This is a genomic window from Nonomuraea fastidiosa, assembly GCF_042751225.1.
GTDB classification, from domain to species: Bacteria; Actinomycetota; Actinomycetes; order Streptosporangiales; family Streptosporangiaceae; genus Nonomuraea; species Nonomuraea fastidiosa.
In genome coordinates, this window is the sequence record NZ_CP170570.1 from 2711725 (window position 1) to 2737224 (window position 25500).

Genomic DNA, 25500 nt, shown 5'->3' on the forward strand with positions numbered 1-25500 from the left:
CGAGATTGCGCTCTACGCCGAGGTGCTCACGGCCGTGGCCGGTAGCGAGCGGCGGCTGACCTTGGACGAACTCGACGACGCGCTCGGATTGCGGACTTCGGCGAGCCGCTGAAGAACCATCACGATTACTAGCCCCGGGGACCTAGTTCCCGGCCCAAGGGGGTCGGGAACACCGGTTTCCGGGGTTTCACATAACTAGTCATTCCGCCACTCGGACTATCCCCCTCACGGATGAGCCCTCCCCTCTCCCAAAACGATCTTCCCGGCACGCCAGACCGAACGCGGGCGCGCACACTCGGACCATCCCCTCAGACACGAGCCCGCCCCACCCCCTGAGCGACCTTCACACGCCAGGCCGGACACGGGGCGTGTGCGCCACGGCCGCGCTGAGGGCGTCACGGGCGGCACGGGCATCAGGCGCGGAGGCGGAGGCCCCACAGCACGACCGCACAGACCGGGCCGGGCGAAGGCGTCACGAGCGGACGAGGCGGGCGATGGCCGCGGAGGCCTCCTTGACCTTGGCATCGGCCTCAGGGCCGCCGGTGGCGATGGCGTCGGCCACGCAGTGGGAGATGTGCTCCTCGAGCAGCCCCAGCGCCACCGCCTGCAGGGCCCTCGTCGCCGCGGAGACCTGGGTCAGCACGTCGATGCAATAGGCATCGTCGTCGACCATGCGCTGCAGGCCCCGAATCTGCCCCTCGATTCGCCGCAGGCGGGTGAGATATGCCTGCTTGTCTCCGCTGTACCCATGCATGCTTCTACGGTACCCGTAAGAGGTATGGCCCAGGTGATCTAGCGAAGCCCGGAGATGAGCTTCTCCCACTGTTCGGCGATCTCGTCGGCCGAGTGCCGCAGCGCCGTGTCGCGCGCCCCGGCCGCCAGCGACCGCCGCCGGCGCTCGTCGTCGATCAGCGCGAGCAGCGCCGCCGCGAACATCGAAGGGTCGTCCTCGGGCACCAGCACGCCGTTGTAGCCCGTCGCGACGAACTCCCTGGGCCCCCTGGCCCCCTCGTACGCCACCACCGGCACCCCGCAGCCCATCGCCTCCAGCACCGCCATGCCGAGGTCCTCGCTGCGCGAGGTGCTGGCCACGATCGACGCCTTGGCGAACTCGCCCGCGAGGTCGGGTGTGGTGCCCATGAAGTAGACGTGGTTGTGCAGGTTCAGCTCCCGCACCAGCGAGCGCAGCAGCCGCTCCTCCGGGCCGCCGCCGTACAGCCGCAGCCGCCAGTCGGGCCGCTTGTCGGCCACGATCGCGAACGCCCTGATCAGCCGGTCGTACGCCTTGACCGGCACCCACCGGCCGCCGGCGGCCACGATCCTGTTGTCCATGCGCGAGCGCGGCCGCGGCCCGCAGGGCAGCGCGTCGAGCACGCAGTGGACGGGCGGCCCGCCGTCGTCGAGCAGCCTGGTCCACTCCTCCTGCGCCGACTCGGTGGCCGTCACGACGGCGTGCAGGCGCGGATAGTAGCGCTTGACGGGGCCCGGCACGGCCGGCCTGCCCCACTCGCGGGCGATCTTGAGGGTCTCGCGCGGCGCGTGCCTGGCCACCTGCACGCCGATGCCCGGCCTGGTCGTGATCACCACGTCGGATCTGAGGTTGCGCAGCACCCGCCAGAGCGCGACCTCCGTACGCACCTGGCCGCGCGGCAGCAGGTGGCGCACGCCGGGCCTGGCGTCCACCACGCTGCGCAGTGAGACCTTGGAGCTGATGGGGAAGAACGGCTTCTCCTTCTGCCGCCTGACGCTGATCACCTCGACGTCGTGGCGTTCGGCCAGGGCCGTGGCCAGGTTCAGCATGGCGCGCACGTCACCGCGCATACCGTACGCGGAGGCGAGCACCAGGCTGATCCTCATCCGCCGACCTCGATCCGCAGCTCGTCGTCGGCGGTGTAGCAGGGCTTGATCAGCACGCCGTCCACCCGGGCCGACGGGTAGTGCAGCCGGCGCCGCTTGCCGTCCACGTCGTCGAGGCGTGAGCCGAGCCGCAGCGCCGTGGGCACGTCCTCCACTTCGAGCACCGGCTCCCACGTGCCGGAGCCCGCGGCGCCCTCCGGGTCGGCGGCCAGCACGTCCACCAGCGACACGGCCGCGTGGAAGCGCACTCCCTGCACGGTCGCGTTGCCTTTCAGCCGGGCGCCGGTCTGCCTGCGGCTGAGCGTCAGCACGGCCTCGTGGCGCGAGTCGTCGTCCTCCAGGCCGGTGTAGGCGAGCAGGCCCATCACCTCGAAGCGGCCCTCCCTGAACCAGACCGAGCGCACCTCCGCCACCGGCTCCGCCTCGGAGATCTTCAGCGCGAGGTAGCCGTTGCGGGTGCGGTAGGAGCGGTAGGCGAGGGTGCGGCGGCACAGCGCGTACGCGTCGAGGTGGTCGAGCGAGAAGCCCGGGTCGATGCTGCGCAGCCTGGTGCGCTTGCCGCCGCGGCGCAGGTAGGCGTCCCACCGGCCGGCGGTGAGGCCGAGCGGCTCCAGCGACACCGCGAGCGAGGCCTCGCGCGCCCGGGCGCCCGGCGTGCCGAGCCGCACGGCGCGTTCCACGCCCGTGGTGCGGTGCCGCAGAACGAGTTCGGTGCCTTCCTCCAGAGGTCCGTCCATGGCGAGGCGCAGGGAGAGCACGTCGGCAAGGGTGACTTCGGCGTCTGTGACGACGACGCCCATCACTAGCCCCCTCCCCGTCCGAATAGAGCCATGCGACGTTGAGGTTACCGTGATTTTCCCGTTATGTGGATGCCGAATTTCTTCCTGTCACGTGCGTTGACATGCGACTCCTCCACATCAGGTGTGGAGGAGTCCGACATGTCGCGGTCAGGACGGGCTCTTGACGGACTTGATCAGGAGCTGCGCGACGTCCACGACCTCCAGCGATTCCTTGGCCTCGCCGTTGTTCTTCTTCTCGTTGATCGCGTCGCCGAGCATGACCATGCAGAAGGGGCAGGCGGTCGAGACCGTGTCAGGGTTCGTGGTCAGCGCCTCGTCCACGCGCTCGGTGTTGATGCGCTTGCCGATGCGCTCCTCCATCCACATGCGCGCGCCGCCCGCGCCGCAGCAGAAGCCGCGGTCCTTATGGCGGTGCATCTCCTGGGTCTGCACTCCGGGCACCTTCGCCATGATGTCGCGCGGCTGGGAGTAGACCTTGTTGTGGCGGCCGAGGAAGCACGGGTCGTGATAGGTGATCTTCTCCTCGATCGGGGTGATCGGGGTGAGCTTGCCCTCATCGACCAGCTTGGCCAGCAGCTGCGTGTGGTGCACGACCTCGTACGTGCCGCCGAGCTGCGGATACTCGTTGGCGAGCGTGTTGAAGCAGTGGGGGCAGGTGGCCACGATCTTCTTGACGCCGGCCTCGTTGAGCGTCTCGATGTTCTGCTGGGCGAGCATGTTGAACAGGTACTCCATGCCCAGCCGCCGCGCCGGGTCGCCGGTGCACGCCTCCATCGGGCCGAGCACCGCGAACTTGACGCCCGCGATGTGCAGCAGCTCCGCCACGGCCTTGGTGGTCTTCTTGGCCCGGTCTTCGAGCGCGCCCGCGCAGCCCACCCAGAACAGGTATTCGGCGTCCTCGGGCATCTTGTCCTCGACGACCTCGACCTCGAAGTCGAGCTCCTCGATCCAGTCGGCCCGCTTCATCTCGGACATGCCCCACGGGTTGCCCTTGTTCTCCAGGTTCTTGACCATCACTCCCGCCTCGGACGGGAACGACGACTCCACCATGACCTGGTAGCGGCGCATGTCGAGGATGTGGTCGATGTGCTCGATGTCCACCGGGCACTGCTCGACGCAGGCGCCGCAGTTGGTGCACGACCACAGCACGTCTGGGTGTATCACGCCTTCCTCGCCGACCAGCGGCTTCTCCAGCAGCGCGAGCACGTCGGCGTCCTTGTGCTCGACGCCGTTCTGCGCGGCCATCAGGTACGGCGCCACGGCGAAGGCGTGGTCGCGCTGGTCGAGGATGAGCATCTTCGGCGACAGCGGCTTGTCGGTGTTCCACGCCGGGCACTGCGACTGGCAGCGGCCGCACTCGGTGCAGGAGTAGAAGTCGAGGAAGCCCTTCCACGTGGTGTCGGCGATCTTGCCCCGGCCGAGCCGCTCGGGGTCGAGGTCCTCGTCTTCGAAGTCGACGGGCTTGCCGTCCACCCGCAGCTCCGGCGCGCCGCCGAGCCCGTCGGGGCGGCGGGAGAACAGCACGTTGAGCGGCGCGGTGAAGATGTGCAGGTGCTTGGAGTTCACCACGATGATGAGGAACACCAGCATGAAGCCGATGTGCAGCAGCAGCCCGATCTCTTCCAGCAGCGCGCTCTGCGGAAGCACGTCGCCGAGCGCCAGCGAGACGAACGCGCCCGAGGAGTAGGGGAAGTTGCCGTTGGCCGCCGCGGCGCCCCTGGCCAGGAAGAGGGTCCAGATGATGTTGAAGATCATGAACAGGACCAGCCAGGCGCCGCCCAGGTGCGAGCCGGAGAAGCGGGAGCGCCGGCCGAGCTGCTTGGGCGAGTTCTTGACCCGGATGACCGCGAACGCGACCAGGCCGAGCAGGCAGGCCACCGCGATGAAGTCCTGCAGGAAGCCGAGCACGCCCCAGGTGCCGATGAGCGGGATGTGGAAATTCGGCCGCCCGGTGATCGCGCCCTGGATGATCGCGCCGTACGCCTCGATGTAGACGGTCAGCAGGATGAAGAACGCCCACATGACGAAGAAGTGCGCGACGCCCGACGGCGTCCACTTGAGCAGCTTCTTCTGGCCGAAGACCTCGACGAGCTGCGCCTTGATCTCGTCGCCCACGTGAGTCTTGGCGTACTCGATCCGCTCGGGCGCGGGCGGGCCCACGGTGGCGAGCTTGTACAGGAACAGCACCCTTCGACCGGCCACGGCCACCGCCAGGACGGTCATGACGAGCCCGATGATGGCAACCCAGAGCACGGGTCCTCCCACAGACGACGTTGGCTGTCAGCGTACGGTCACCCGCTGCGCAGGCATAGGCCGATCCTACCCACGAGTAACTTTACTGGCTCACGCGACATACCCTAAGGTCGCCGCCCATTCTAGAACAATGCTCTACCCGTAGAAGTAGCGCTGAATCGTCGGCGCCAGCAGCTCGACCAGCTCCTCGATGCTCGCGCTCGCCAGGGGCTCCAGCTTGAGGACGTACCTACCCATGATCACGCCGAACATCTGCGCGAAGGCCGCCTCCACCCGCAGATGCGGCACCCCCAGACGGTCGGCCACCTGGTAGAGCAGCGCGTGCAGGATGAACTCGCGGAACATCGTCGCGGCCTGCTCGTTGGTCATCGCCGAGCGCAGCAGCGCCACCATCGGCTCGCGCATCTCCGGCTCGGCCGTCACCCGCAGCAACATGCCGACCAGCCGCTCGCCGATCTCCTCGCGCGGCCCCTCGAGCAGCAGCGGAATGACCTGCTCGGGCGTGATCGGCAGCTGCATGGCCGCGGCGAACATGCCCTCCTTCGTGTCGAAGTAGTGGTGCACGAGCGCGGGATCGACGCCGGCCTCGCGCGCGATGCCGCGTACGGTCGCCTTGTCGAAGCCCTTCTCCGCGAACACCTTCCGCGCCGCCGCCAGGATCTCGCCGCGCGTGTCCACCGCGCCGGGCCTGCGCCCCGGCCGCCGCCGCTGCGCGGTCATCGCCTCGCCCCGCTTCTCGCGCCCGTCGCCGGGCGGCGCTGTGCCCCGCCGGTCCGTACGCCCGGCAGCGAGGGGCGCCCGCCCGTTTCCAGGCAGCGCGTCACCGGCCCACCGCCAGGTAGACCCGCATCGGCACCGACAGCACGCCCTCGGGAAAGGCCGCGCGCAGCTCCGCCCGCCGCCGCGCCACCACCTCGTCGGCCCGCTCCGGCGACAGCGCCGCCATGTACGAGTGAGAGCGCAGGTCGAGCAGGAAGTGCTCGATGCCGACCAGCCGCGTCCACGGGATCCAGCGCTCCCCCACCACCTCGAAGGCCGACGCGATCGGCGGCACCGACCACTCCTCCACGGCGGGGCCGTAGTAGGTGGGCACCTCCTCGGCCAGCCTCGTCTCGTACGCGGCCAGCCAGTCGGCCTGGGACGCGTGGTTGAAGTTCCAGCAGCCCACGATCGCGCCGCCGGGCCGCAGCACCCGCCGCGCCTCGGCGATGGAGGCGGCCGGGTCGAGCCAGTGCCACGACTGGGCGTACATCACCAGGTCGGCCACGCCGTCGGTCAGCGGCAGCGCGTTACCGTCGCCCAGCACGGCCGCGAGCGGCGCCTCCTCCCCGCCGGCATAGCCGTCCTCGCCGCCGCCCTGCCCGGCCTGCCCGGTGCCCTGTCCGGCTCGCCGGGCACGCCCTCGCTCGTCCTGCGCGCGCCCTCGACCGGCTCCCCGTCCGCCCGATTTGGCGACGAGGTGCGCAAGCATCGGCTCGCCGGGATCCACCGCGATCACCCGCGAGCCGCGCGCCCGCAGCGCCCGCGTCATGATGCCGGTGCCCGCACCCACGTCGACCGTCGTCGCGCCGTCGAGCTCGACGCCCGACACCTCGGTCATCGCGCGGTAGACCTCGTCGGGATAGCCGGGCCGCCCCTCGTCGTAGGCGTCGGCCACCCGGTCGAACGTCCGCGCCAGGTCCTTGAGCGGCCCGCTCACGTGGACGCCGCCAGGTGCAGCCGGGCGAAGGCCAGCCCTTCCGCGAGGTCGTCGATGCGCTCGGTGCGGCTGGCCGCCTTCCTCGTGTTGATCTCAAGGACCACGAGCCCGGAGTAGCCGTTGCCGGCCAGCCGCTCCAGGATCTGCGCGCACGGCTGGTTGCCCCTGCCGGGCACGAGGTGCTCGTCCTTGTTGGTCACGCCGATGCCGTCGGCCAGGTGGAGGTGCGCGAGCCGGTCGCCGAGCTTGGTCGCCATCTCCATGGCGTCGGAGCCCGACACGGCGGTGTGCGACAGGTCGAGCGTGACCTGGGGGAAGTCGTAGTCGATCGGGTTCCAGTCGGGTGCGTACGGCACCACGTCGTTGCCCCTGGCGCGCAGCGGGAACATGTTCTCCACCGCGAACGTGATGTCCGTCTCGTCGCGCATCCTGGCCAGCCCGGTCTCGAACTCGCGCGCGTACTCGCGCTGCCAGCGGAAGGGCGGGTGGACCACGACCGTGGACGCGCCGAGCCGCTCTGCCGCCTTCTGGGCCCGCAGCAGCTTGGCCCACGGGTCGCGCCCCCACACCCGCTGCGTCACCAGCAGGCAGGGCGCGTGGATGGCCAGGACGGGGACCTCGTAGTGATCGGAGAGCCGCTCGATCACGTCGATGTCCTGGCTCACGGGGTCGGCGCCGACCATGATCTCGACGCCGTCGTAGCCCAGGCGGGCGGCCAGCTCGAACGCGTCGGGAGTGCGTTCCGGATATACCGAGGCGGTGGACAATGCGATCTTCGCATTGGGCACACGGATGACATCAGCCACGTAGCCAGCCTAAGCCGGAGAAGCCGATCTGGCGCGTCAGGCCCTTCTGCCCTGTCCGTATGTGCCTTCTGCCCCGTACAGACGAGCCGTACCGACGGCCTGTCCGGACGAGTGCGCGAAAGGCCCTAGCGTGGAACGCATGCCACGGATCGTGAAAGGCGCCATCCCCAGCCCGAACATCTGGAACACCCCGCAGATCTACGAGCTGGAGAACCGCGCCGTCGATCCCGACGGCGCCGCCGACGTGGCCATGCGCGCGCTGCGCCCCTGGGCCGGCGCCACGGTGCTCGACATCGGCTGCGGCACCGGCTACCACCTGCCGATCCTCGCCGCCGAGGCGGCGCGGGTGATCGGCGTCGAGCCGCACGGCGACCTGGCCGCGCTGGCCCGCCGCCGCTGCGCCGCGCTGCCCAACGTGACCGTCCACACCGCCGCCGCCCAGGACCTGCCGCTGCCGGACGCCGGGGTGGACGTCGCCATCGCGCGCTGGGCGTACTTCTTCGGCCCCGGGTGCGAGCCAGGGCTGCGCGAGCTGTCGCGGGTCATGCGCAGGGGCGGCGCCGCGTTCGTGGTGGACCTCGACGCGACGCGGGGCGCGTTCGGCCGGTGGTTCTCGCGTACGGTGCCGACCTACTCCGCGCGCGAGGTCGAGGCGTTCTGGGACCGGCACGGCTGGCAGCGCAGGCCGCTCGACCTCAGAATGGTCTTCCAGCGCAGGGCCGACCTGGAGGCGGTGCTGCGCATCGAGTTCGCGCCCGAGGTGGCCGAGCAGGCCATCGCCGAGACGCCGGGGCTGGAGCTCGACTATCCCAACGTGCTGCGCTGGCGCTACTTCTGAACGCTTGACCTTGACACGAGTGTCAACGTTTAGCCTGGCCGCATGCGCATCGGTGAGCTGGCGGAACGCACCGGGGTGAGCACCCGCTCCCTCCGTTACTACGAGAAACACGGGCTGCTCCACGCCCGCAGGGCGTCCAACGGCTACCGGACCTACACCGAGGACGACGTCAGGCTCGTCTCGGAGATCCGCGCCCTGCTCCAGATCGGCTTCACCCTGGAGGAGACGCGGCCGTTCGTCGACTGCCTGCGCCGTGGTCACAGCACCGGCGGCTCCTGCGCCGAGTCGGTCGCGGTCTACGAGCGCAAGCTCAACGAGATCGACCGGGAGATCCGCGTGCTGCTCGCGCGGCGCGCCGAGGTGGCCGCCCAGCTCGCCCAGTCCTGTCCTGGTTGCTTCGTAAGGGGATGAAGATGATCACGCTGACCACCGACAACTACGAGGAGCGGGTGCTCAAGAGCGACGAGCCGGTGCTGGTCGAGTTCTGGGCCGAGTGGTGCGGGCCGTGCCGGATGGTGGGTCCCGTACTGGAGCAGATCGAGGCCGAGCACGGGCTGACCGTCGGCAAGCTCAACACCGACGAGAACCCCGAGATCATGACCCGCTACGGCGTCATGACCGTGCCGACGATGCTGCTGTTCGAGGGCGGAGAGCCCGTCAAGCAGATCGTGGGCGCCAAGCCGAAGCGCCTGCTGGAGGCGGAGCTGGGCCTGTCCTGAGGCGATCGGCCGAGCCGGTCCTGCCCCGGGCCGGAACGACTGCCGGAGGCCGAGCTGGGCCTGTCCTGATCGGCCTCATCAGCCGGCGCGCCGCGCCGGTCGCGGTTACGGGCGGGACGGGTGGGATTGTCGGTGCCTGGCGCTAGCCTGCTGCTCATGGCCAAGACTGCCCAGAAGCCCGGATACCGCTGCACCGAGTGCGGCTGGCGCACCCCCAAGTGGGTGGGCAGGTGCGGTGAGTGCCAGGCGTGGGGCACGGTCGACGAAGAGGGCGCCCGCGCCGGCGCCACCGTCGTGCAGGCCGGTGCCACCACCGCTCCCGCCCTGCCCATCGGCCAGGTCAAGGCCGAGGTGGCGACGGCCCGCACCACCGGCGTGGGCGAGCTCGACCGGGTGCTCGGCGGCGGCCTGGTGCCAGGCGCCGTGGTGCTGCTGGCCGGCGAGCCCGGCATCGGCAAGTCCACGCTGCTGCTCGAGGCCGCCGCCCGTATCGCCGAGCGCACCACCGTCCTCTACGTCACGGGCGAGGAGTCCGCGGCCCAGGTGCGGCTGCGGGCCGACCGCATCGGCGCGATCCAAGAAAACCTTTACCTCGCCGCAGAGACCGAGCTGTCGGCCCTGATCACCCACGTGGAGAAGGTGCAGCCGCGGCTGCTGGTCGTCGACTCCGTCCAGACCATCGGCACCAGCCAGGCCACGGGCGTGCCCGGCGGGGTCACGCAGGTGCGCGAGGTGGCCGCCAACCTCGTGCGGCTGGCCAAGGAGCGCAACATGGCGACGCTCATCGTCGGCCACGTCACCAAAGAGGGCTCCATCGCCGGTCCGCGCACCCTTGAGCACCTCGTCGACGTCGTGCTCAACTTCGAGGGCGACCGCCACTCCCGGCTGCGCATGGTCCGCGCGATCAAAAACCGCTTCGGCCCCACCGACGAGGTCGGCTGCTTCGACCTCCACGAGCGCGGCATCGAGGGCATCACCGACCCGAGCGGGCTGTTCGTCTCCCGGCGCAGCGAGCCGGTGCCCGGCACGTGCGTCACCGTCACCGTCGAGGGCACCCGTCCGCTGCCCGCCGAGGTGCAGGCGCTGGTCGCGCGCACCGAGGCCCAGCAGCCCCGCCGCACCTCGTCCGGCCTCGACCCCTATCGCGTCCAGATGATCCTGGCGGTGCTGGAGCGCCGGCTCAACGCCCGGCTCGGCGGCTGCGACGTCTTCACCGCCACCGTGGGCGGCATCAGGCTGGCCGATCCCGCCGTCGACCTGTCGGTCATGCTGGCCGTCGCCAGCGCGGCCGGCGACAAGCCGCTGCCCTCCGGTCTGGTGGCGCTCGGCGAGGTCGGGCTCGCGGGCGAGCTGCGTCCGGTGAAAGACGTTCGCAGGCGGCTGGGTGAAGCGGCGAGACTGGGATTCAAGAGGGCACTCGTTCCCGCCGGATCGCTCGACGAGGGCGGGCGAAAGCGCGGCGGCCAGCGCGCATTGGTGCCGGTCGGGCCGGTCGCGTTCGCTCCCGGGTTCGAGGTGGTGCAGGCGGAGAACGTTTGGGACGCACTCACACACGTCACGTGAGCGCGGCTAAGCTGAGGTGACCGATCGACACGGGGGTCAGGTGGATAGGAGTCTTGACGACCGCCGTCGCGAAGCGCTGGCCGCTGTAGCGCCGGGCACTCCTCTGCGCGACGGCCTCGAACGCATCCTGCGCGGGCAGACCGGCGGGCTGATAGTCCTCGGCTACAACCGCACCGTCGAATCGCTCTGCAGCGGCGGTTTCGAGCTCGACGTCGAATTCTCGGCCACCCGGCTGCGCGAGCTCGCCAAGATGGACGGCGCCATCGTGGTGAGCGACGACCAGAAGATCGTCCGCGCCGCCGTCCACCTCGTTCCCGACCCGTCCATCCCCACCGACGAGTCCGGCACCCGCCACCGCACCGCCCAGCGCGTCGCCAGGCAGACCGGCCTGCCGATCATCGCGATCAGCAAGTCGATGCGGATCATCGCCCTCTACCTCGACGGCATCCGCTACGTGCTCGAAGAGTCGGCCGCGATCCTGTCCAAGGCCAACCAGGCGCTGGCCACGCTCGAGCGCTACAAGCACCGGCTCGACGAGGTCTCCGGCACGTTGTCGGCCCTGGAGATCGAAGACCTGGTGACGGTGCGCGACGTCGCGGCCGTGGCACAGCGGCTCGAAATGGTCCGCCGCATCTCCGACGAGATCAAGGGCTACGTCGTCGAGCTCGGCACCGACGGCCGGCTCCTCTCGCTCCAGCTCGACGAGCTGGTGGCCGGCGTCGACTCCGAGCGCGAGCTGGTCATCCGCGACTACCTCCCCGCCCCGGCCTGCTGCTGCCAGCGCCGCCTGCAGGAGGCCATGCACGACCTCGACCACTTGTCGGGCTCCGAGCTGCTCGATCTGTCGGCGGTGGCGCGCGTGCTCGGCCACAGCGGCAGCGACCAGCTCGAAAGCCCGGTCAGCCCGCGCGGTTTCCGCCTGCTGGCCAAGGTCCCCCGGCTGCCCGCCGTCGTCGTCGACCGCCTGGTCAACCACTTCGGCAGCCTGCAGAAGCTGCTGGCGGCCAGCATCGACGACCTCCAGGCCGTCGGCGGCGTCGGCGAGTCCCGCGCCCGCAGCGTCCGCGAGGGCCTCTCCCGCCTCGCCGAATCCTCCATCCTCGAACGCTACGTCTGACGCGATTCCTCCGTCCTCGAACACCACGTCTGACGCCGAACCCGCCATCCGCGAACGCTATGTCTGACGCCGGACCCGCCATCCTCGAACACCACGTCTGACGCCAGACCCTCCATCCTCGAACGCAACGTCTTACCCTCCGGCTCCGCGCCTCCTCGGGTGACGTGGTTTCCCACCCGGCCGCCGAGCAGCGCCCCCTTTCTCCGTCTCACGTGAGCCTTGTCGCCCGGCAGCGCCCACCAGCGCACCGAATCTCCGACCGGGCTCCCCGCCAAAGCGCACAGCCCCTCGCGCCGGACCCAGGCCACCCACCACGACGCAAAAGCGCCCCACTGCGCCCAGGCACCCACTCTCGCGAGCTCCAACAGCCTCCTGCTCCCGGCGGCCGGACCGCACGGCTACTCCCGGCGACCGGAGCGCACGGCTACTCCCCGGCGACCGGAGCGCACGGCTATTCCGGCCGGGCCGCACGGTGAATGACTTATTTCACATCGGGGGATTTCTCGCGTCCCATGTCGAGACCGGCCGACCCGCTCCGACCCCTTGGTGACAACGACCACTGAAGGGAAACGGAAACCATGCGGAAGATCCTGTTCTGGGTGCACACCTCCATCGACGGCCACATCGAGGGCCCCGGTGGCGAGTTCGACTGGGCGATGATGGGCGAGGAGCTGTCGGCGTACTCCAACGAGCTCTGCGCGCGGGCCGGAGCCTTCCTGTACGGCCGAGGCGTCTGGGAGATCATGGTCGGCTACTGGCCGAACGCCGAAGCCCTGTCCGACGACCCGCACGACCTGACGTTCGCCCCCGTCTGGCGCAAGACGCCCAAGATCGTCGTCTCGACCACCCTGGAGCACGACGAGTGGGCCGCCGAAGTGATCCGCACCGACCCTGCCGAGCGCATCGCCGAGCTCAAGCGGCAGCCCGGCGCCGACATCCTGCTGATGGGCGGCGCGGGCCTGGCAGGCACGCTGACCCGGCACGGACTCATCGACGAGTACCACATCGCCGTGCACCCCGTGGTGCTGGGCGGCGGCCGCCCGCTGTTCCCGAACGGCACCGACCGGCTGGGGCTGCGGCTGGTGGAGTCGCGGGTCTGCGACAAGGGCGTGGTGGTGACCCGCTACGACCGCCCGTGACCCCAGCGGTGCTCGTGGTCAGCGCAGGTGGAAGACGCCCTTGTGGCTGCGCAGCCTGCCCATCCGCGCGATGGCCACGTACGTGCCGGGCAGCGCGGCGGGCGGCTCGGCCCGGCAGTCGGAGCTGGACCGCCGCCGGTTCCACTCCAGCATGCGCACGTACGGCACCCCGCGCCGCAACTGCTTGATCTCCGTGCCCTCGCCGCTCACGCAGTCGGCCGTCGACCAGATGCGGTCCGTCCCGGAGGTGATCCGGATCTCCATGGACCGGGGGCCGACGTCGGCCGTGCACATGACCGGCCCCGTGTTCACCAGCGTGACCAGGAAGGACGGCCGGGCGTCGCCGCTGTAGATCGGCTCCTTACCGCTGCCCTGGAGGCTGAGCACCAGATCCTTGTCCGAGCACGGCTCACCTGGTCGCCTCCGTTCGGAGGGCGACGCCTTGGGGCTGGCCGTCGGCGTGGGCGACGGGCTGGCGGTGCCCATGGCGAGCGTACGCAGGCCCGCGAGCAGCGGGTCGACGGTCGGCGTGGGGCTGACGCTCGGTGACGACTGAGCGCTGGACTCACGTTCCGGCCCGCTGCCGCCGCTTGAGCATGCCCACGCCACCACGGCCACCACGACGAGCACCGCGATCAGCACGCTCATCCGGCGCCGCCAGTAGATGTCACCGCCGTCGCCACGCATAGTATCCGGGTCCATACGCCAAGGATGGTGAGAGAGCGACCACGTTCGGTGACGACACGCCGACGGCCTTAATCTCCGAATACGCTTGACCGCGTGGTTGAGCCGAACCTCCTGCACGCCCCCGTTCTGGACTGGTACGAGGACAACGCCCGAGACCTCCCGTGGCGCGCCCCCGACGCGACCCCGTGGGGAGTGCTGGTCAGCGAGATCATGCTCCAGCAGACGCCGGTCGTCCGTGTCCTGCCGGTCTGGCACGAGTGGATGGAACGCTGGCCCACCCCCAAGGCGCTGGCCGCCGAGCAGCCGGGCGAGGCCGTACGCCACTGGGGCCGGCTCGGCTACCCGCGCCGGGCGCTGCGCCTGCACGCCTGCGCCCGCGCCATCACCGAGGAGCACGGCGGCGAGGTGCCCTCAGACCACGACACGCTGCTGTCGCTGCCCGGCATCGGCGAGTACACCGCGGCGGCCGTGGCCAGCTTCGCCTTCGGCGGTCGTCACGCGGTGCTCGACACGAACGTGCGGCGGGTGTTCGCGCGGGCGATCCGCGGCGAGGAATACCCGCCGGCCGCAACCTCCGCCGCCGAACGCCGCCTCGCCGAGAGCCTGCTGCCCGAACTGGGCGCGCCCCGCTGGGGTGTGGCCGTGATGGAGCTGGGCGCGCTGGTGTGCACGGCCCGCTCCCCTCGCTGCGCCGACTGCCCGATCACCTCGCTGTGCGCCTGGCGTCTCGCGGGCAAGCCGCCGCACGAGGGCCCGGCCCGCAAGGGCCAGACGTACGCCGGCACCGACCGCCAGTGCCGCGGCCGCCTCCTCGCCGTGCTGCGCGAGGCCCACGGCCCGGTGCCCAAGTCGGCGCTCGACGTGGTGTGGGACGACGCCGTCCAGCGCGAACGCGCACTCGACGGCCTCATCGCCGACGGCCTGGCCGAGGTGCTGGACGACGGTACCTACCGCCTGCCCACCTGACGATTCCACCAAGGGAAGCTCACCGGGCGAACCGGACCCACAGTTCGGCCTCCCCCGCACCTCCTGGCAGGCCGATCAGGAGAGTTCACCGGGCGAACCGGCTCACCTGCCCCACAGGGGGACGATGCGCTCGTCGTCCTTAGGCGCGAGGTGGCAGGCGTCGGGCTCCGACGTACCACCAGGGTTGCAGACCTTCGCCCCACCCGCGCCTCCACCCGCCAGAACGCCGCCTCCGCCTGCCCCTGCGCGGGCGAGGCGAGCGTGGTCATCACGCCGTTCGGCGTCTCGGCCCGGCGCGCCTCTTTCGCCGTCACAACGCTCACCGCGCTCCCCCTCACGCGATCCACGGCGGAACGCCGTACTCGTCACCGCTGCCGTCGGCCGCGAGCGCCCGCGCCCCGGCGGGCGCCATCACGACGGCGCTGTAGCCCGTTTCGGGGTCGGCCAGCACCCGCCGCACGGTATGCGCCGGCATGACGACCGTGTCCCCTGCGCCGACCGTGTACGTCTCTCCGCCCAGCTCCACGGTCGCCGCCCCGGCGATCCAGCTCCACACCTGCTCGCGGTCGAAGTCGTGCACCGGCCCCACGGCTCCCGGGTGCGCGTCGACCCGCCACATCGCCCGTGACGCCCCGCCCTGCGTCGGCGAGGCGAACGTCGTCATCACCCCGCCCGGAGTCTCCGACCGGCGCTGTCTATCGTGTCAAGCTCCGGCTTCGAACTGCCCCTGCGCCTGCTGCTCGCGTTCCGAATGATCATCGACGAGCTGCACGCCGAGAAGATCGTCCGCCTCACGCCGCGCGGGGCCGACGCGCTCACCCGTTCCGCCCGCATCTTCGGCACCCTGCGCGCCCGCTGGGCCGCCGAGCTGGGCGAGGACCGCCTGCAGGCCCTGGAGGCGGACCTTCGCACCATGACCCCCGCGAACCCGTGGCGCCTCGACACCCCGGGCTGGTTCGGCAACCTCTGACCGCCCCGGCACGCAAAAAGCCCGGCCGGCGAAAGAAGCACCGGCCGGGCCTTTGCAGATCGAGCCGCTCAGGCGGCCAGCTGCAGCCCCAGGGCGGTCAGGTTCGTACGCGCCCAGTCCAGCTCCTCGGCCAGCAGCGACACCAGCGCACCAGGCCCCTTGGCGCGGCCCGGCACGGTGAGGTTGTGGGTCTCCACTTCGATGTGAGCGCTGCCGCTCACCGCCCCCGACAGCATGGCGGTCAGCGTGTCGTGCAGCACGGCCCCGGTGCTGGGCGTCTCGCCCGTGTGGTTGTGGACGTGACCGAGCTTCACCACAGGCGCGCCCGCCTCGGCCAGCCCCTTGAGCGCCTGGCCCGGCTCCTCGGCCCCGCAGGCGAGGTGGCAGGCGTCCAGGCACACGCCCAAGTGTTCGGAGTCGATGCCGCCGACCCGTTCGAGCGCCTGCTCGGTGGTCTCCAGCACGCACCCAGGCCAGGGCTCGAAGCCGACCCTGATCGTCTTGCCGGTCGTGCTGTAGATGCCGCGCAGCTCGCGGGCCAGCCGCTCCAGGCGGCGGGTGGCGATGGCGTGCAGGTCGGCGGGCCAGTCGCGGCGCCATCCGATGGGGATGGTGGAGATGCTGCCGAACTGCACGTCCTCCGGCAGCAGGAACGCCAGAATCCTGGCCAGCGCCATCGTGTAGCGGTAGCGCTCGGGCTTGGCCCAGTCGGGGCCGGGCACCTCCTGGTTGCGGCCGCCGGTGCCGTTGAGGCTCACGACCTCAAGGCCGCGCTCCTCCAGGGAGCGGCGCAGCCGTACGAGCTCGATCCGGTCGGCGATGAGGTGGTCGGCGACGCTCGGGGACAGCCACAACCCGATGCCCATGCGCTCAACGCCCAGCCGCTTGCGCACCGGGACCGCGTAACGGGTGAGGTGCGCGATGAGGTTCTCCAGGTCCTCAGCGGGGTGGACGCCTGCGTTGTAGGCGAGGTGAACGAGCGTTCCGTCATCGTGACGCAGGCGCATCGGTTTCCTCCACGGCTTGCTTGTTGTGTCCCGTCGCCCGCCTCGTTGCGTGCGAGCCAGGTGAGCATGTTGCCTGTCTGCGGGTCGTATGCGCGTCCGCCCTGAGTCGATCGTCCGCTACTCCGCTGGGAGCAGCCTCAGCTCGGGATAACGCTCTTGTGGCTCACTTGGTGAGACTTGGCGATGCTCTACGCAGTGTAGTACTACTTCCGGTGGTGGCATACCCGGCCACCCAACAATTACGCAACGGTCATCACAAACCGGGATCATTCACCGTGAAGACCGCCTGTGGCCGCCTCGGAGCGCCCGGGGAACCTCCCACCCGCCCTGACCTTAGGACAAACGCCGAAAGCCTCCCAAACATCCCCTCAGCGCCTCACAAGCCCCCACTGGGCCACCACCCGGACAGAAAGCCGGAAGAGGTATTGCGCTGGGCCACATGAACATCGCATCGTGTGATCAGGGCCGCCTGGTCCGGGACCCCTCCCAAACCTCCGCACCGACAATGGCGGTGATCCGAGCAGGGCCGTGAGCCGTTCGTACGAGAAAGGCGCCACGATGGATCCGAGACCGGCGAGTGCCCATGACCTTCCACCTGAATCTGGGCCGACCTCCGACCCCTTGGCCGTGGCGCTCGGGAACGCCTCGCTGCTGGGCGTCGGATACCTGATGATGCGGCGGCGCGGGCTGGCATTCGGCTCCGTGGCGGTCACGATCGCGCTCGTCGTCGTGCTGGCCCTGGTCGCGCGGGTCACCTGGTTCGAGTACGTGGTGCTGCTGTGGTGGGTCCTCGTCACCGCCCACGGCTGGTGGCTGGCGAGCAGGGGCTTACAACGCGAGAACCCCGAGGAGAAGCGACGGCAACGGCTCGTCGGGCTGGCCGCGGCCCTCGTCGTCCTGCTGGCCGCCGGCTACCTGCGGTTGGACGCCTACCGTATCCACCAGGAGGCCGCGGCGGCCCACCGTGACGGCGACTGCACACGAGCCCTGTCGGCTCTGGCAGGGCTTTGGGCCGGGCACCGGGTGGCCGACTCCCCGCTGACCGCCCGGGCCGAGAACGAGGGCGCGGCCTGCGAGCTGCTGGTGACCGCCGAGCGGCAGGCTTCGACCGATCGGCTGCTGGCCGCCCGTACGCTCGAGACTTACCACGCGCACCCGGGCGCGCTGTGGCAGGGCGTGGACGGACGCAGGGCCGACCTCTTCCTCGCGCAGGCCGCCGGCGACCTGAACACCGCCCTGACCGGCGACACCAAGGCCCTGGAGTCGGGCTTCGGCCACCTGTCGCAGGCGCTCAAAGAGGCCGCCGGCCAGGAGGCGAAGGCAGGCAAGGTCCTGGACGACTTCCTGAAGGCCCTGCCGACCAAGGACGCCTGCGAGACCAAGACGATCACCGACTGGCTCGGTGAACGGCCTTCCGATGGCGGGGTGCTGGCCCGCGCCGCCGAGATCGTCCCGAAGGTCGCGCCCGCTGCGATCGTCGAATGCGGTGACGCCCTGGCGAAGGACAAGAAGTGGAAGAAGGCCAAGGCGCAGTACGAGCAGCTCCTCAAGCAGTACCCCAAGGACGACCTCGCATCCAGGGCCAAGGACGGCAGGAAGCGGGCCGGCCTGGAGATCGAGCTGGCGAACGTCCGCAAGCTGCTCAAGGGCGGCAAGCCCAAGTACTGCAGCAGGCCCGCGCCCTACTCCGGCGCGAAGCCGTACCGGGGCAGGGGGCCGCACCGCGCGATCCTGATCGGCAACAGCGGCCACAGGAAGAAGCTGCCCTCCTCGTGGGTGACCAAGGACCCCGCGAAGGCCGTCCTGGTGATCTGCGCCGGCGAGACCACGTACGGCTCTTCGGTCAGAACCTGCCCGTACAGGTCCACCACCAGCTTGACCGCTTTCAGCCCCAGCTACGTGACGTTCAAGAAGCGGAAGGTCCCCGTACGCGTCTACGAGCTGCGCACCGGCAAGCGCGTCGGCCCGCGCAGCGTGCAGATCGGCGGCTCCGCCTGCCCGCGCCGCATCCACTACACCTACTGGGGCGGCATCGACACCGGCCCGCCCAGCGAGATGTACGTCAAGTCCTCGAAGTCGGACATCCGCGCCGCCTACGGAAAGCTGATCCGCCCGTGACGTGACGCGGGCACCCGGCATGGACGCCACAAGGGCGCGGGCAGGCGGACCCGCACCCCCACACCACCCGCGACACCCGGCCGCCCAGCAGGCGGGCCGGCGCTCCCCTGGAAAGCGGGTCTGGCGAGCTCGTCCCGGACGGCCTGGCCCCGCGGAGCGTCCCGCAGTCCCGGTCCCGTGCACGCCATAAGGCTGCTCAAGCACGCTCGTGCCCAGCGGCGAGGCCCAAGCCCCGGGAGGCGGCGGCCCGCAGCGCGCCCTCAAGAAGCGCCCCAGCGGCGCGCCGACGCCGTCCCTGTCGAAGAACCGAGCGCCCCCGCACAGCCACCCGCGAAAAGACCCCAGGCACGCGGAAGCCCCCGTGCGAGCGACTCACACGGGGGCTTCCGGTTCAGCCCCTAAGGAAGGGACGTCAGTTCTGGATCGGAGCTGCGATCGCGGCGGCCGAGTCCGGGATCTTCGAGGCGGTCTCGCCCTTGAAGACGAACTTGGCGTCGTCGCCCTCGCCCTCGACCGTCACCTTCACGACCTGACCGGGCCGGAGCTCGCCGTACAGGATCTTCTCCGACAGCGAGTCCTCCAGCTCGCGCTGGATCGTACGGCGCAGCGGCCGGGCGCCCATGACCGGGTCGTAGCCGCGGTCGGCGAGCAGCTGCTTGGCCTCGGGCGAGACCTCGAGCCCCATGTCGCGGTCCTTCAGCCTGGCGTCGACCTGGGCGAGCATCAGATCCACGATCTGGATGATCTCGACCGGCGTGAGCTGGTGGAAGACCACGATGTCGTCGACACGGTTGAGGAACTCGGGCCGGAAGTGCTGCTTGAGCTCCTCCTGGACCTTCGCCTTCATCCGCTCGTAGTTGGACTCGGTGTCGTTGGACTTCGCGAACCCGACCCCGATGCCCTTGGAGATGTCGCGGGTGCCGAGGTTGGTGGTCATGATGATGACCGTGTTCTTGAAGTCGACCACCCGGCCCTGGGCGTCGGTCAGGCGACCGTCTTCCAGGATCTGCAGCAGCGAGTTGAAGATGTCGGGGTGGGCCTTCTCGATCTCGTCGAACAGGACCACGGAGAACGGCTTGCGCCGCACCTTCTCGGTGAGCTGACCGCCCTCCTCGTAGCCGACGTAGCCGGGAGGCGAGCCGAACAGCCGGGAGACGGTGTGCTTCTCCATGAACTCCGACATGTCCAGGCTGATCAGCGCGTCTTCGTCGCCGAAGAGGAACTCCGCGAGCGCCTTGGACAGCTCGGTCTTACCGACGCCGGACGGGCCGGCGAAGATGAACGAACCGCCGGGACGGCGCGGGTCCTTCAGCCCGGCGCGGGTGCGCCGGATGGAGCGCGACAGGCCCTTGATGGCGTCGTCCTGGCCGATGATCCGCTTGTGGAGCTCGTCCTCCATGCGGAGCAGGCGCTGCGACTCCTCCTCGGTCAGCTTGAAGACCGGGATGCCGGTGGCGGTCGCCAGGACCTCGGCGATGAGCTCCTGGGTGACCTCGGCGACGACGTCCATGTCGCCGGCCTTCCACTCCTTCTCCCGCCGCTCGCGCTTGAGCTGGAGCTGCTTCTCCTGGTCGCGGAGTGCAGCGGCCTTCTCGAAGTCCTGCGCGTCGATCGCGGACTCCTTGTCGCGGCGGACGTTGGCGATCTTCTCGTCGTACTCGCGCAGGTCCGGCGGCGCGGTCATCCTGCGGATGCGCATGCGGGAGCCGGCCTCGTCGATGAGGTCGATCGCCTTGTCGGGCAGGTAGCGGTCGCTGATGTAGCGGTCGGCCAGCTGCGCGGCGGCCACCAGCGCGTCGTCGGTGATGGACACGCGGTGGTGTGCCTCGTAGCGGTCGCGCAGACCCTTGAGGATCTCGATCGTGTGGCTGAGCGACGGCTCGGCCACCTGGATCGGCTGGAAGCGCCGCTCGAGTGCCGCGTCCTTCTCCAAGTACTTGCGGTACTCATCGAGCGTGGTCGCGCCGATCGTCTGCAGCTCGCCGCGGGCCAGCATCGGCTTGAGGATGCTGGCGGCGTCGATCGCGCCCTCGGCGGCGCCCGCACCCACGAGCGTGTGCAGCTCGTCGATGAACAGGATGATGTCGCCGCGCGTGCGAATCTCCTTCAGCACCTTCTTCAGGCGCTCTTCGAAGTCACCGCGGTAGCGGGAGCCGGCGACCAGGGCGCCGAGGTCAAGCGTGTAGAGCTGCTTGTCCTTCAGCGTCTCGGGCACCTCGCCCCTGACGATCTTCTGCGACAGGCCCTCGACGACGGCGGTCTTGCCGACGCCGGGCTCGCCAATGAGAACGGGGTTGTTCTTGGTCCTCCTGGAGAGGACCTGCATGACCCGCTCGATCTCCTTCTCGCGGCCGATGACCGGATCCAGCTTGCCCTCGCGGGCGGCCTGGGTCAGGTTACGGCCGAACTGGTCGAGCACCAGGGACGTGGACGGGGCCGACTCCTGGGGGCCGCCCGCCGCGGCCGGCTCCTTGCCCTGGTAACCGTGGAGCAACTGGATGACCTGCTGCCGGACACGGTTGAGATCAGCTCCAAGCTTGACCAGCACCTGGGCGGCCACACCCTCACCCTCGCGGATGAGCCCGAGCAGGATGTGCTCGGTGCCGATGTAGTTGTGACCCAGCTGCAAAGCCTCACGGAGCGACAGCTCGAGGACCTTCTTGGCCCGCGGGGTGAACGGAATGTGCCCCGACGGAGCCGACTGGCCCTGGCCGATGATCTCCTCGACCTGCTGGCGCACACCCTCAAGGCTGATGCCCAGGCTCTCGAGAGCCTTGGCGGCCACGCCCTCACCTTCATGGATCAAACCAAGAAGAATGTGCTCAGTGCCGATGTAGTTGTGGTTGAGCATCCTGGCCTCTTCCTGGGCCAAGACGACAACACGCCTCGCTCGGTCGGTGAACCTCTCGAACATCTCGTCGCTCCTCACAGAGCGGTCAGTCAGGCCGGTAAATCCGGTCCCGTCCTCCCGCATGCTAGCCCTGGCTCGGCGAACCGTGCCCTCTGCCGCTGACACGCTCTATAGCAGACACGTTCCCCGAGAGCAGGGCGTTCACCCTCCATCCAACTACTGATCGGGGGTGACGTGTTCCCGCTACGCCGCAAGCGAACGATGTTTAAGCCGTCTCTCAGGAACGACTGGAATTGCCACTCGCGGCGCATGCGGATCACACACGCATCTGGCCGCCGGACGCCTCGTACGACGCGGCGTTGGGGACGCCACTTCGCCCGCGCATCAGCACTGATGCAACGTCCGTATCTGTTACGTAATCATCGTATGTCGTGATGCGAGGCTTGGCCAAGCGAGCCCGTTACGCATCGAACACGATCAACCACAGTGCGCGCACCGCGCTCCCGGAAGGCCCGTACCGTCGGTAATCGGTATTCCGCCATCCGATCAGGACGGTTACCGAACCCATCCCGCATGATGAGACGCGCTCGGCGGTTGATGCGATGCATTCTCTCGTGATCCTTGCACACACACGTGCACGGCAATCGGAAACGAACTGCTCGCGAGATGGCCGCATTGCGGGGGGATGCAGGGGAACCGGCATTGCGCGAGCCTTGCTCATAGTCGCGTCATATGCCCGGGAGGGGCGCGGGAGCGGGATATCGGGATGCCCGCGCATCCGTACGCTTCGTGTTTACGGCCGCGTACGGTAACCGTGGATCACGCTTTTACACTACAGCGCGTGAAGAGTTCAGCGGCCGGCTTAACCGGCGGCCCGGGATTTGCGCCGCACCGGCGGGGGCACGGCCGGCGAACGGCAATGTGGGCGGCCGCCCCGCGGCGTACACGGAGCGTACGCTGAAAGCGGCACGGCCGCCCCACACGGCTTTCGGCGCGCGCTCGCCCGCATATCGCGGCCCCGGCGCGGAAACGCGCCGGGGATGGCCAAGGAACGCGCGTGCCCATTACGCCCGGATATGGGCGCCTTACGCGATCATCATCCACCGAAGTCCGGATTCGTGGACGCCGGGGATACGATCATGCGCTTATGGCGGTCGCCGGGGTCCAAGGCGAACATCATAAGCGCATGGTCGGCTGTCGCTCTGTTAGAGAGCGGCGTCAGTGCGCGGCCTCGTACTTCTCCACGACGGTGGAGGCGATGCGGCCGCGCTCGCTGACGGGCAGGCCGTGGGCCTTGGCCCACTGACGGATCTCCGAGCTCTTCTCCCGGCTCATGGCCCGGCTGCCGCTGCGCCCGCGACGACGCGTGGTGGCCGAGCCCGCCCTGCGCGCGTGCTGCACGAAAGGCGATAGAGCGTCCCTCAGCTTCTTCGCGTTAAGGTCGCTGAGGTCAATCTCATAGGACGAGCCGTCAATAGCGAAGCTGACCGTCTCATTGGCCTCGCCCCCATCGAGGTCATCGATGAGAATCTCCTGGATCTGCTTGGCCATGTACGCAATCCTTTCGCGGAGCATTGTTTCATTCGCCTGCCCAAACATATACCCGGAAAGGCGTGGAGACAATTCAGCGCTACGGGGATTCGGCTGACTGGCCGATCAGTTCTGGCCCTCGGGCTGATCCTCGCGGTTTCGGCGGCCCCCCAGAGCCTCGGAGCGGACCAACTTCACTACGCCAAAGATGAAGGCGCCCGCCACCACCGCCGGGGGGATGAGCGCTGACAATACCTCTGTTAGGGCTTCCATTCGTCCTTCGCCTCCACGGCTAGCGGGGTTTCGGGGGCGCTTAAAGCGTCCGGTGCGTCACCTCGAGAGCCCGGCTCCTCATGACGCACGGTGCGATGCCACCCGCAACCGACCATAGCGGCACACAGATGCCCTGCGTGTCGCAGGGGCGCCAACATCCGGCAACCCGGACGCCCCATAGCCTAATGCCAGTCTCTCCAGGCTCCTTACCGGATCAAGCGAAAATTTTACGAAAAGACATCGCCCCTGGTACACAAGGCTCAGCGAAGATCTTTTACTACCCGCGTTCCAGCAGCTCTGTCGTGCGGGCCCCGCTCCAGCGGCTTGTCCATGAGGATGAGCAGCCCCACGCCGAAGAGCAGCATTCCGGTCAGCAGATTGACCACGGGAATGCCCATGAGCATCAGCGGGGCGGGATAGACCAGCGACCGTTTCAGCAGCTTACGGGCCTGCCGGCCGGCTCCAGGCGAATGCGCATGATCGCCTTGCCGAACGTACGCCCGCGCCGTGAATGGGCCCACCAGTCGTAAGCGGCATAACCCAGCCCGGCCACCGCCCAGCCTGCCACTCCGGGCAGCCGGCCGCCGAACATCTCCGACATCCCGACAGTCCGCAAGATGGCCCACAGCGCAATGAACAGAATGTAATAGAAGACCCCGAAGACGAGCGCTTCAATGAGCCGGGCGGCCAGGCGTTCCCACCATTCAGCGGGAGGTGCGTCCGGTACCTGCGGTGTCCCGGCCATATCTCCCACCTCACGTCTTCGCGGAGCACGGGGGGCCCTCACCATTTTCTCCGGGGTCTGCGGACATAACACAAGGGCCGGCGCGAGCAGGCCCTTGTGACGCCTGTGAGGACTTCTGAGGGGTCTACCTGACCTTGACGACCACGGTCTTGGCGAACTTGTCGGCGAACGTCTGCTGCAGCGGCTTGTCCCAGAGCTGGGACGCGCCGTTGAGCCCGTAGGCGACCAGCGTGATCAGCCATCCGACGAAGGGCACCCAGTAGAAGATGTAGCCGCCCACCGTCATCGCCGAGCGCTTGAGCGCGGGGCCGGTCGGCACGCCGTCGGGCTGGAGCTGCCCGCCGACCTGGACGACCTTGATGCCGAGCGCCATCTTGCCGAGCGTCTGACCCTTCATCCTGGTCAGCTGGAAGTCGTACAGGGTGTAGATCAAGGTGATGAGGACCGCGGAGACCACCGTGTACAGCAGCGCCGAGGCCAGCCCGCTCGCGACGCCCGTGATCGAGCTGTACGAGGGATACAGCGGCGTCAGCAGCAGCGACACCACGACGATCACGACACCGAAGACCACACCGTCGATGAGCCTGGCGAGCAGTCGCTGCCACCACTCCGCCAGCGGCGCCGGCGCGCCCGGAGGCTGCACCCCGATCGGCTGGCCGTAGGGCTGACCGTAACCGGGCTGCCCGTAGCCCTGCTGACCGTACGGCTGCGGCTGGCCGTAGCCCTGCTGCCCGTACTGCTGCTGAGCGTCGTAGCCCTGCTGACCGTACCCGGGCTGCGCGTAGCCCGGCTGGGACGGCTGCTGCTGCCCGTAGCCCTGCTGCCCGTACTGCTGCTGAGCGTCGTAGCCCTGCTGACCGTAGCCGGGCTGCGACTGGGGCTGCTGCCCGTACTGCTGCTGGGCGTCGTAGCCCTGACCGTAACCAGGCTGGGACTGCGGCTGCTGACCGTACCCGGGCTGAGACGGGGGCTGCTGTCCATAGCCGGGCTGGGACTGCGGCTGCTGGCCGTAGCCCTGCTGGCCGTACTGCTGCTGGGCGTCGTAGCCCTGCTGGCCGTAGCCCGGCTGCGACTGGGGCTGCTGCCCGTACGGCGCCTGCTGGTCGTAGCCCTGCTGGCCGGAGGGGGCCTGCTGGCCGTAGCCGGGCTGGGACTGCGGCTGCTGCCCGTAAGCCTGCTGCTGGGGGTCGTAGCCCTGCTGGGGGTAGCCCTGCTGGCCGTAGCCCGGCTGCGCCTGCTGGCCGTAGCCCGGCTGGCCGTAAGGGGGTTGCTGCTGGCCATAGGGGGGCTGCTGCTGGCCGTATCCCGGCTGGGACGGCTGCTGCTGGCCATAGCCGTACTGCTGTTGTCCGTACTGGGGCTGCTGCCCGTAGGCGTCGTCCGCCCGGTAGCCGACCACAGTCGCGTCCGGGTCGGGCGCGCCGGGGTGGCGGCCCGCGTTCTGCGGCCCGTAAGGGGTGCCGGGTGCAGAATTCTCGCCGGATTCGTCCTGTGGATACGGCGGCTGTCCGGTGCTCACCGTGTCACCTCGCTTCAAGTGCGCATGTGGCACGTGTCAGGAC

Annotated in this window: 24 protein-coding genes; 9 read left to right on the forward strand and 15 right to left on the reverse strand. The window is 69.5% G+C overall.

Annotation, left to right across the window (positions count from 1 at the left end; translation table 11 throughout):
• Nucleotides 1-472: 472 nt before the first annotated feature.
• The 7 genes from ACFMQL_RS12240 to ACFMQL_RS12270 all read right to left on the reverse strand — a co-directional run bounded on the left by ACFMQL_RS12240 (nucleotide 473) and on the right by ACFMQL_RS12270 (nucleotide 7415).
• Nucleotides 473-754, reverse strand: coding sequence for a metal-sensitive transcriptional regulator (locus ACFMQL_RS12240; protein WP_049560737.1), 282 nt, complete (start codon nucleotides 752-754; stop codon nucleotides 473-475).
• A 38-nt stretch (nucleotides 755-792) separates the two neighbouring features.
• Nucleotides 793-1857, reverse strand: coding sequence for a glycosyltransferase (locus ACFMQL_RS12245; protein WP_364063922.1), 1065 nt, complete (start codon nucleotides 1855-1857; stop codon nucleotides 793-795).
• Nucleotides 1854-2657 carry a hypothetical protein gene (locus ACFMQL_RS12250; protein ID WP_364063925.1) on the reverse strand — a complete coding sequence of 268 codons (804 nt, stop codon included), beginning with the start codon at nucleotides 2655-2657 and terminating at the stop codon, nucleotides 1854-1856. Before ACFMQL_RS12250 ends, ACFMQL_RS12245 begins: the two co-directional genes overlap by 4 nt.
• Before the next feature lie 147 nt (nucleotides 2658-2804).
• Complete coding sequence (locus ACFMQL_RS12255; RefSeq protein ID WP_364063928.1) at nucleotides 2805-4910, reverse strand: (Fe-S)-binding protein; 2106 nt, start codon at nucleotides 4908-4910, stop codon at nucleotides 2805-2807.
• Between the two features lie 135 nt (nucleotides 4911-5045).
• Nucleotides 5046-5630, reverse strand: coding sequence for a TetR family transcriptional regulator (locus ACFMQL_RS12260; protein WP_364063931.1), 585 nt, complete (start codon nucleotides 5628-5630; stop codon nucleotides 5046-5048).
• A gap of 100 nt (nucleotides 5631-5730) precedes the next feature.
• Nucleotides 5731-6609 carry a class I SAM-dependent methyltransferase gene (locus tag ACFMQL_RS12265; protein WP_364063934.1) on the reverse strand — a complete coding sequence of 293 codons (879 nt, stop codon included), beginning with the start codon at nucleotides 6607-6609 and terminating at the stop codon, nucleotides 5731-5733.
• Nucleotides 6606-7415: a sugar phosphate isomerase/epimerase gene (locus ACFMQL_RS12270; RefSeq protein ID WP_364063937.1), complete on the reverse strand. Its 810-nt coding sequence runs from the start codon at nucleotides 7413-7415 to the stop codon at nucleotides 6606-6608. Before ACFMQL_RS12270 ends, ACFMQL_RS12265 begins: the two co-directional genes overlap by 4 nt.
• A gap of 139 nt (nucleotides 7416-7554) precedes the next feature.
• On the opposite strand from ACFMQL_RS12270, the gene ACFMQL_RS12275 reads away from it, so the two are divergent.
• The 6 genes from ACFMQL_RS12275 (at nucleotide 7555) to ACFMQL_RS12300 (ending at nucleotide 12791) form a co-directional block, all read left to right on the forward strand.
• Nucleotides 7555-8253: a class I SAM-dependent methyltransferase gene (locus ACFMQL_RS12275; RefSeq protein ID WP_378785724.1), complete on the forward strand. Its 699-nt coding sequence runs from the start codon at nucleotides 7555-7557 to the stop codon at nucleotides 8251-8253.
• A 42-nt stretch (nucleotides 8254-8295) separates the two neighbouring features.
• Nucleotides 8296-8664, forward strand: coding sequence for a MerR family transcriptional regulator (locus ACFMQL_RS12280; RefSeq protein ID WP_364063943.1), 369 nt, complete (start codon nucleotides 8296-8298; stop codon nucleotides 8662-8664).
• Between the two features lie 2 nt (nucleotides 8665-8666).
• Nucleotides 8667-8972, forward strand: a complete 306-nt coding sequence (gene trxA, locus ACFMQL_RS12285) for a thioredoxin (RefSeq protein WP_378785725.1) — start codon at nucleotides 8667-8669, stop codon at nucleotides 8970-8972.
• 156 nt (nucleotides 8973-9128) lie between these two features.
• Entirely contained in the window at nucleotides 9129-10535 is a 1407-nt protein-coding gene (radA, locus tag ACFMQL_RS12290; protein WP_364063947.1) for a DNA repair protein RadA, read from the forward strand.
• Nucleotides 10536-10575: 40 nt separating this feature from the next.
• Nucleotides 10576-11652, forward strand: a complete 1077-nt coding sequence (gene disA, locus ACFMQL_RS12295; protein WP_378785726.1) for a DNA integrity scanning diadenylate cyclase DisA — start codon at nucleotides 10576-10578, stop codon at nucleotides 11650-11652.
• A gap of 578 nt (nucleotides 11653-12230) precedes the next feature.
• Nucleotides 12231-12791 carry a dihydrofolate reductase family protein gene (locus ACFMQL_RS12300; protein WP_378785727.1) on the forward strand — a complete coding sequence of 187 codons (561 nt, stop codon included), beginning with the start codon at nucleotides 12231-12233 and terminating at the stop codon, nucleotides 12789-12791.
• A gap of 18 nt (nucleotides 12792-12809) precedes the next feature.
• Here ACFMQL_RS12300 and ACFMQL_RS12305 read toward each other — a convergent pair whose 3' ends face one another.
• The gene (locus tag ACFMQL_RS12305) at nucleotides 12810-13493 is read right to left on the reverse strand and encodes a hypothetical protein (protein WP_364063956.1); all 684 of its coding nucleotides are present in this window, start codon (nucleotides 13491-13493) and stop codon (nucleotides 12810-12812) included.
• A gap of 78 nt (nucleotides 13494-13571) precedes the next feature.
• Here ACFMQL_RS12305 and ACFMQL_RS12310 point away from each other — a divergent pair, with 78 nt between their 5' ends.
• Nucleotides 13572-14444, forward strand: coding sequence for an A/G-specific adenine glycosylase (locus ACFMQL_RS12310; RefSeq protein WP_364063958.1), 873 nt, complete (start codon nucleotides 13572-13574; stop codon nucleotides 14442-14444).
• A gap of 334 nt (nucleotides 14445-14778) precedes the next feature.
• On the opposite strand, the gene ACFMQL_RS12315 is transcribed toward ACFMQL_RS12310, so the two are convergent.
• Nucleotides 14779-15108: a cupin domain-containing protein gene (locus tag ACFMQL_RS12315; protein WP_378785728.1), complete on the reverse strand. Its 330-nt coding sequence runs from the start codon at nucleotides 15106-15108 to the stop codon at nucleotides 14779-14781.
• A 36-nt stretch (nucleotides 15109-15144) separates the two neighbouring features.
• On the opposite strand from ACFMQL_RS12315, the gene ACFMQL_RS12320 reads away from it, so the two are divergent.
• The gene (locus ACFMQL_RS12320; protein WP_364063963.1) at nucleotides 15145-15414 is read left to right on the forward strand and encodes a hypothetical protein; all 270 of its coding nucleotides are present in this window, start codon (nucleotides 15145-15147) and stop codon (nucleotides 15412-15414) included.
• A gap of 68 nt (nucleotides 15415-15482) precedes the next feature.
• On the opposite strand, the gene ACFMQL_RS12325 is transcribed toward ACFMQL_RS12320, so the two are convergent.
• Nucleotides 15483-16421: a TIM barrel protein gene (locus ACFMQL_RS12325; RefSeq protein WP_364063966.1), complete on the reverse strand. Its 939-nt coding sequence runs from the start codon at nucleotides 16419-16421 to the stop codon at nucleotides 15483-15485.
• 627 nt (nucleotides 16422-17048) lie between these two features.
• On the opposite strand from ACFMQL_RS12325, the gene ACFMQL_RS12330 reads away from it, so the two are divergent.
• A complete protein-coding gene (locus ACFMQL_RS12330; RefSeq protein WP_364063969.1) occupies nucleotides 17049-18539 on the forward strand; it encodes a hypothetical protein in 1491 nt (496 codons plus the stop codon).
• A 412-nt stretch (nucleotides 18540-18951) separates the two neighbouring features.
• On the opposite strand, the gene ACFMQL_RS12335 is transcribed toward ACFMQL_RS12330, so the two are convergent.
• The 5 genes from ACFMQL_RS12335 to ACFMQL_RS12355 all read right to left on the reverse strand — a co-directional run bounded on the left by ACFMQL_RS12335 (nucleotide 18952) and on the right by ACFMQL_RS12355 (nucleotide 25457).
• Nucleotides 18952-21453 carry an ATP-dependent Clp protease ATP-binding subunit gene (locus ACFMQL_RS12335; RefSeq protein ID WP_364063972.1) on the reverse strand — a complete coding sequence of 834 codons (2502 nt, stop codon included), beginning with the start codon at nucleotides 21451-21453 and terminating at the stop codon, nucleotides 18952-18954.
• Between the two features lie 1155 nt (nucleotides 21454-22608).
• Nucleotides 22609-22941: an Lsr2 family protein gene (locus ACFMQL_RS12340; protein WP_364063975.1), complete on the reverse strand. Its 333-nt coding sequence runs from the start codon at nucleotides 22939-22941 to the stop codon at nucleotides 22609-22611.
• 512 nt (nucleotides 22942-23453) lie between these two features.
• Complete coding sequence (locus tag ACFMQL_RS12345; protein ID WP_378785729.1) at nucleotides 23454-23591, reverse strand: hypothetical protein; 138 nt, start codon at nucleotides 23589-23591, stop codon at nucleotides 23454-23456.
• Nucleotides 23592-23626: 35 nt separating this feature from the next.
• The gene (locus ACFMQL_RS12350; RefSeq protein WP_378785730.1) at nucleotides 23627-23938 is read right to left on the reverse strand and encodes an RDD family protein; all 312 of its coding nucleotides are present in this window, start codon (nucleotides 23936-23938) and stop codon (nucleotides 23627-23629) included.
• 124 nt (nucleotides 23939-24062) lie between these two features.
• Nucleotides 24063-25457 (reverse strand): RDD family protein, encoded by a 1395-nt coding sequence (locus tag ACFMQL_RS12355; RefSeq protein WP_378785731.1) that lies wholly within the window; start codon nucleotides 25455-25457, stop codon nucleotides 24063-24065.
• Between the last annotated feature and the right edge of the window lie 43 nt (nucleotides 25458-25500).

Coding starts and splice junctions, on each gene's coding strand:
- ACFMQL_RS12240 (WP_049560737.1), bottom strand. CDS start 754: ATGCATGGGTACAGCGGAGACAAGCAGGCATATCTCACCCGCCTGCGG.
- ACFMQL_RS12245 (WP_364063922.1), bottom strand. CDS start 1,857: ATGAGGATCAGCCTGGTGCTCGCCTCCGCGTACGGTATGCGCGGTGAC.
- ACFMQL_RS12250 (WP_364063925.1), bottom strand. CDS start 2,657: ATGGGCGTCGTCGTCACAGACGCCGAAGTCACCCTTGCCGACGTGCTC.
- ACFMQL_RS12260 (WP_364063931.1), bottom strand. CDS start 5,630: ATGACCGCGCAGCGGCGGCGGCCGGGGCGCAGGCCCGGCGCGGTGGAC.
- ACFMQL_RS12275 (WP_378785724.1), top strand. CDS start 7,555: ATGCCACGGATCGTGAAAGGCGCCATCCCCAGCCCGAACATCTGGAAC.
- ACFMQL_RS12280 (WP_364063943.1), top strand. CDS start 8,296: ATGCGCATCGGTGAGCTGGCGGAACGCACCGGGGTGAGCACCCGCTCC.
- trxA (WP_378785725.1), top strand. CDS start 8,667: ATGATCACGCTGACCACCGACAACTACGAGGAGCGGGTGCTCAAGAGC.
- radA (WP_364063947.1), top strand. CDS start 9,129: ATGGCCAAGACTGCCCAGAAGCCCGGATACCGCTGCACCGAGTGCGGC.
- ACFMQL_RS12300 (WP_378785727.1), top strand. CDS start 12,231: ATGCGGAAGATCCTGTTCTGGGTGCACACCTCCATCGACGGCCACATC.
- ACFMQL_RS12305 (WP_364063956.1), bottom strand. CDS start 13,493: ATGGACCCGGATACTATGCGTGGCGACGGCGGTGACATCTACTGGCGG.
- ACFMQL_RS12315 (WP_378785728.1), bottom strand. CDS start 15,108: ATGACGACGTTCGCCTCGCCGACGCAGGGCGGGGCGTCACGGGCGATG.
- ACFMQL_RS12325 (WP_364063966.1), bottom strand. CDS start 16,421: ATGCGCCTGCGTCACGATGACGGAACGCTCGTTCACCTCGCCTACAAC.
- ACFMQL_RS12335 (WP_364063972.1), bottom strand. CDS start 21,453: ATGTTCGAGAGGTTCACCGACCGAGCGAGGCGTGTTGTCGTCTTGGCC.
- ACFMQL_RS12340 (WP_364063975.1), bottom strand. CDS start 22,941: ATGGCCAAGCAGATCCAGGAGATTCTCATCGATGACCTCGATGGGGGC.
- ACFMQL_RS12345 (WP_378785729.1), bottom strand. CDS start 23,591: ATGGGCATTCCCGTGGTCAATCTGCTGACCGGAATGCTGCTCTTCGGC.
- ACFMQL_RS12350 (WP_378785730.1), bottom strand. CDS start 23,938: ATGGCCGGGACACCGCAGGTACCGGACGCACCTCCCGCTGAATGGTGG.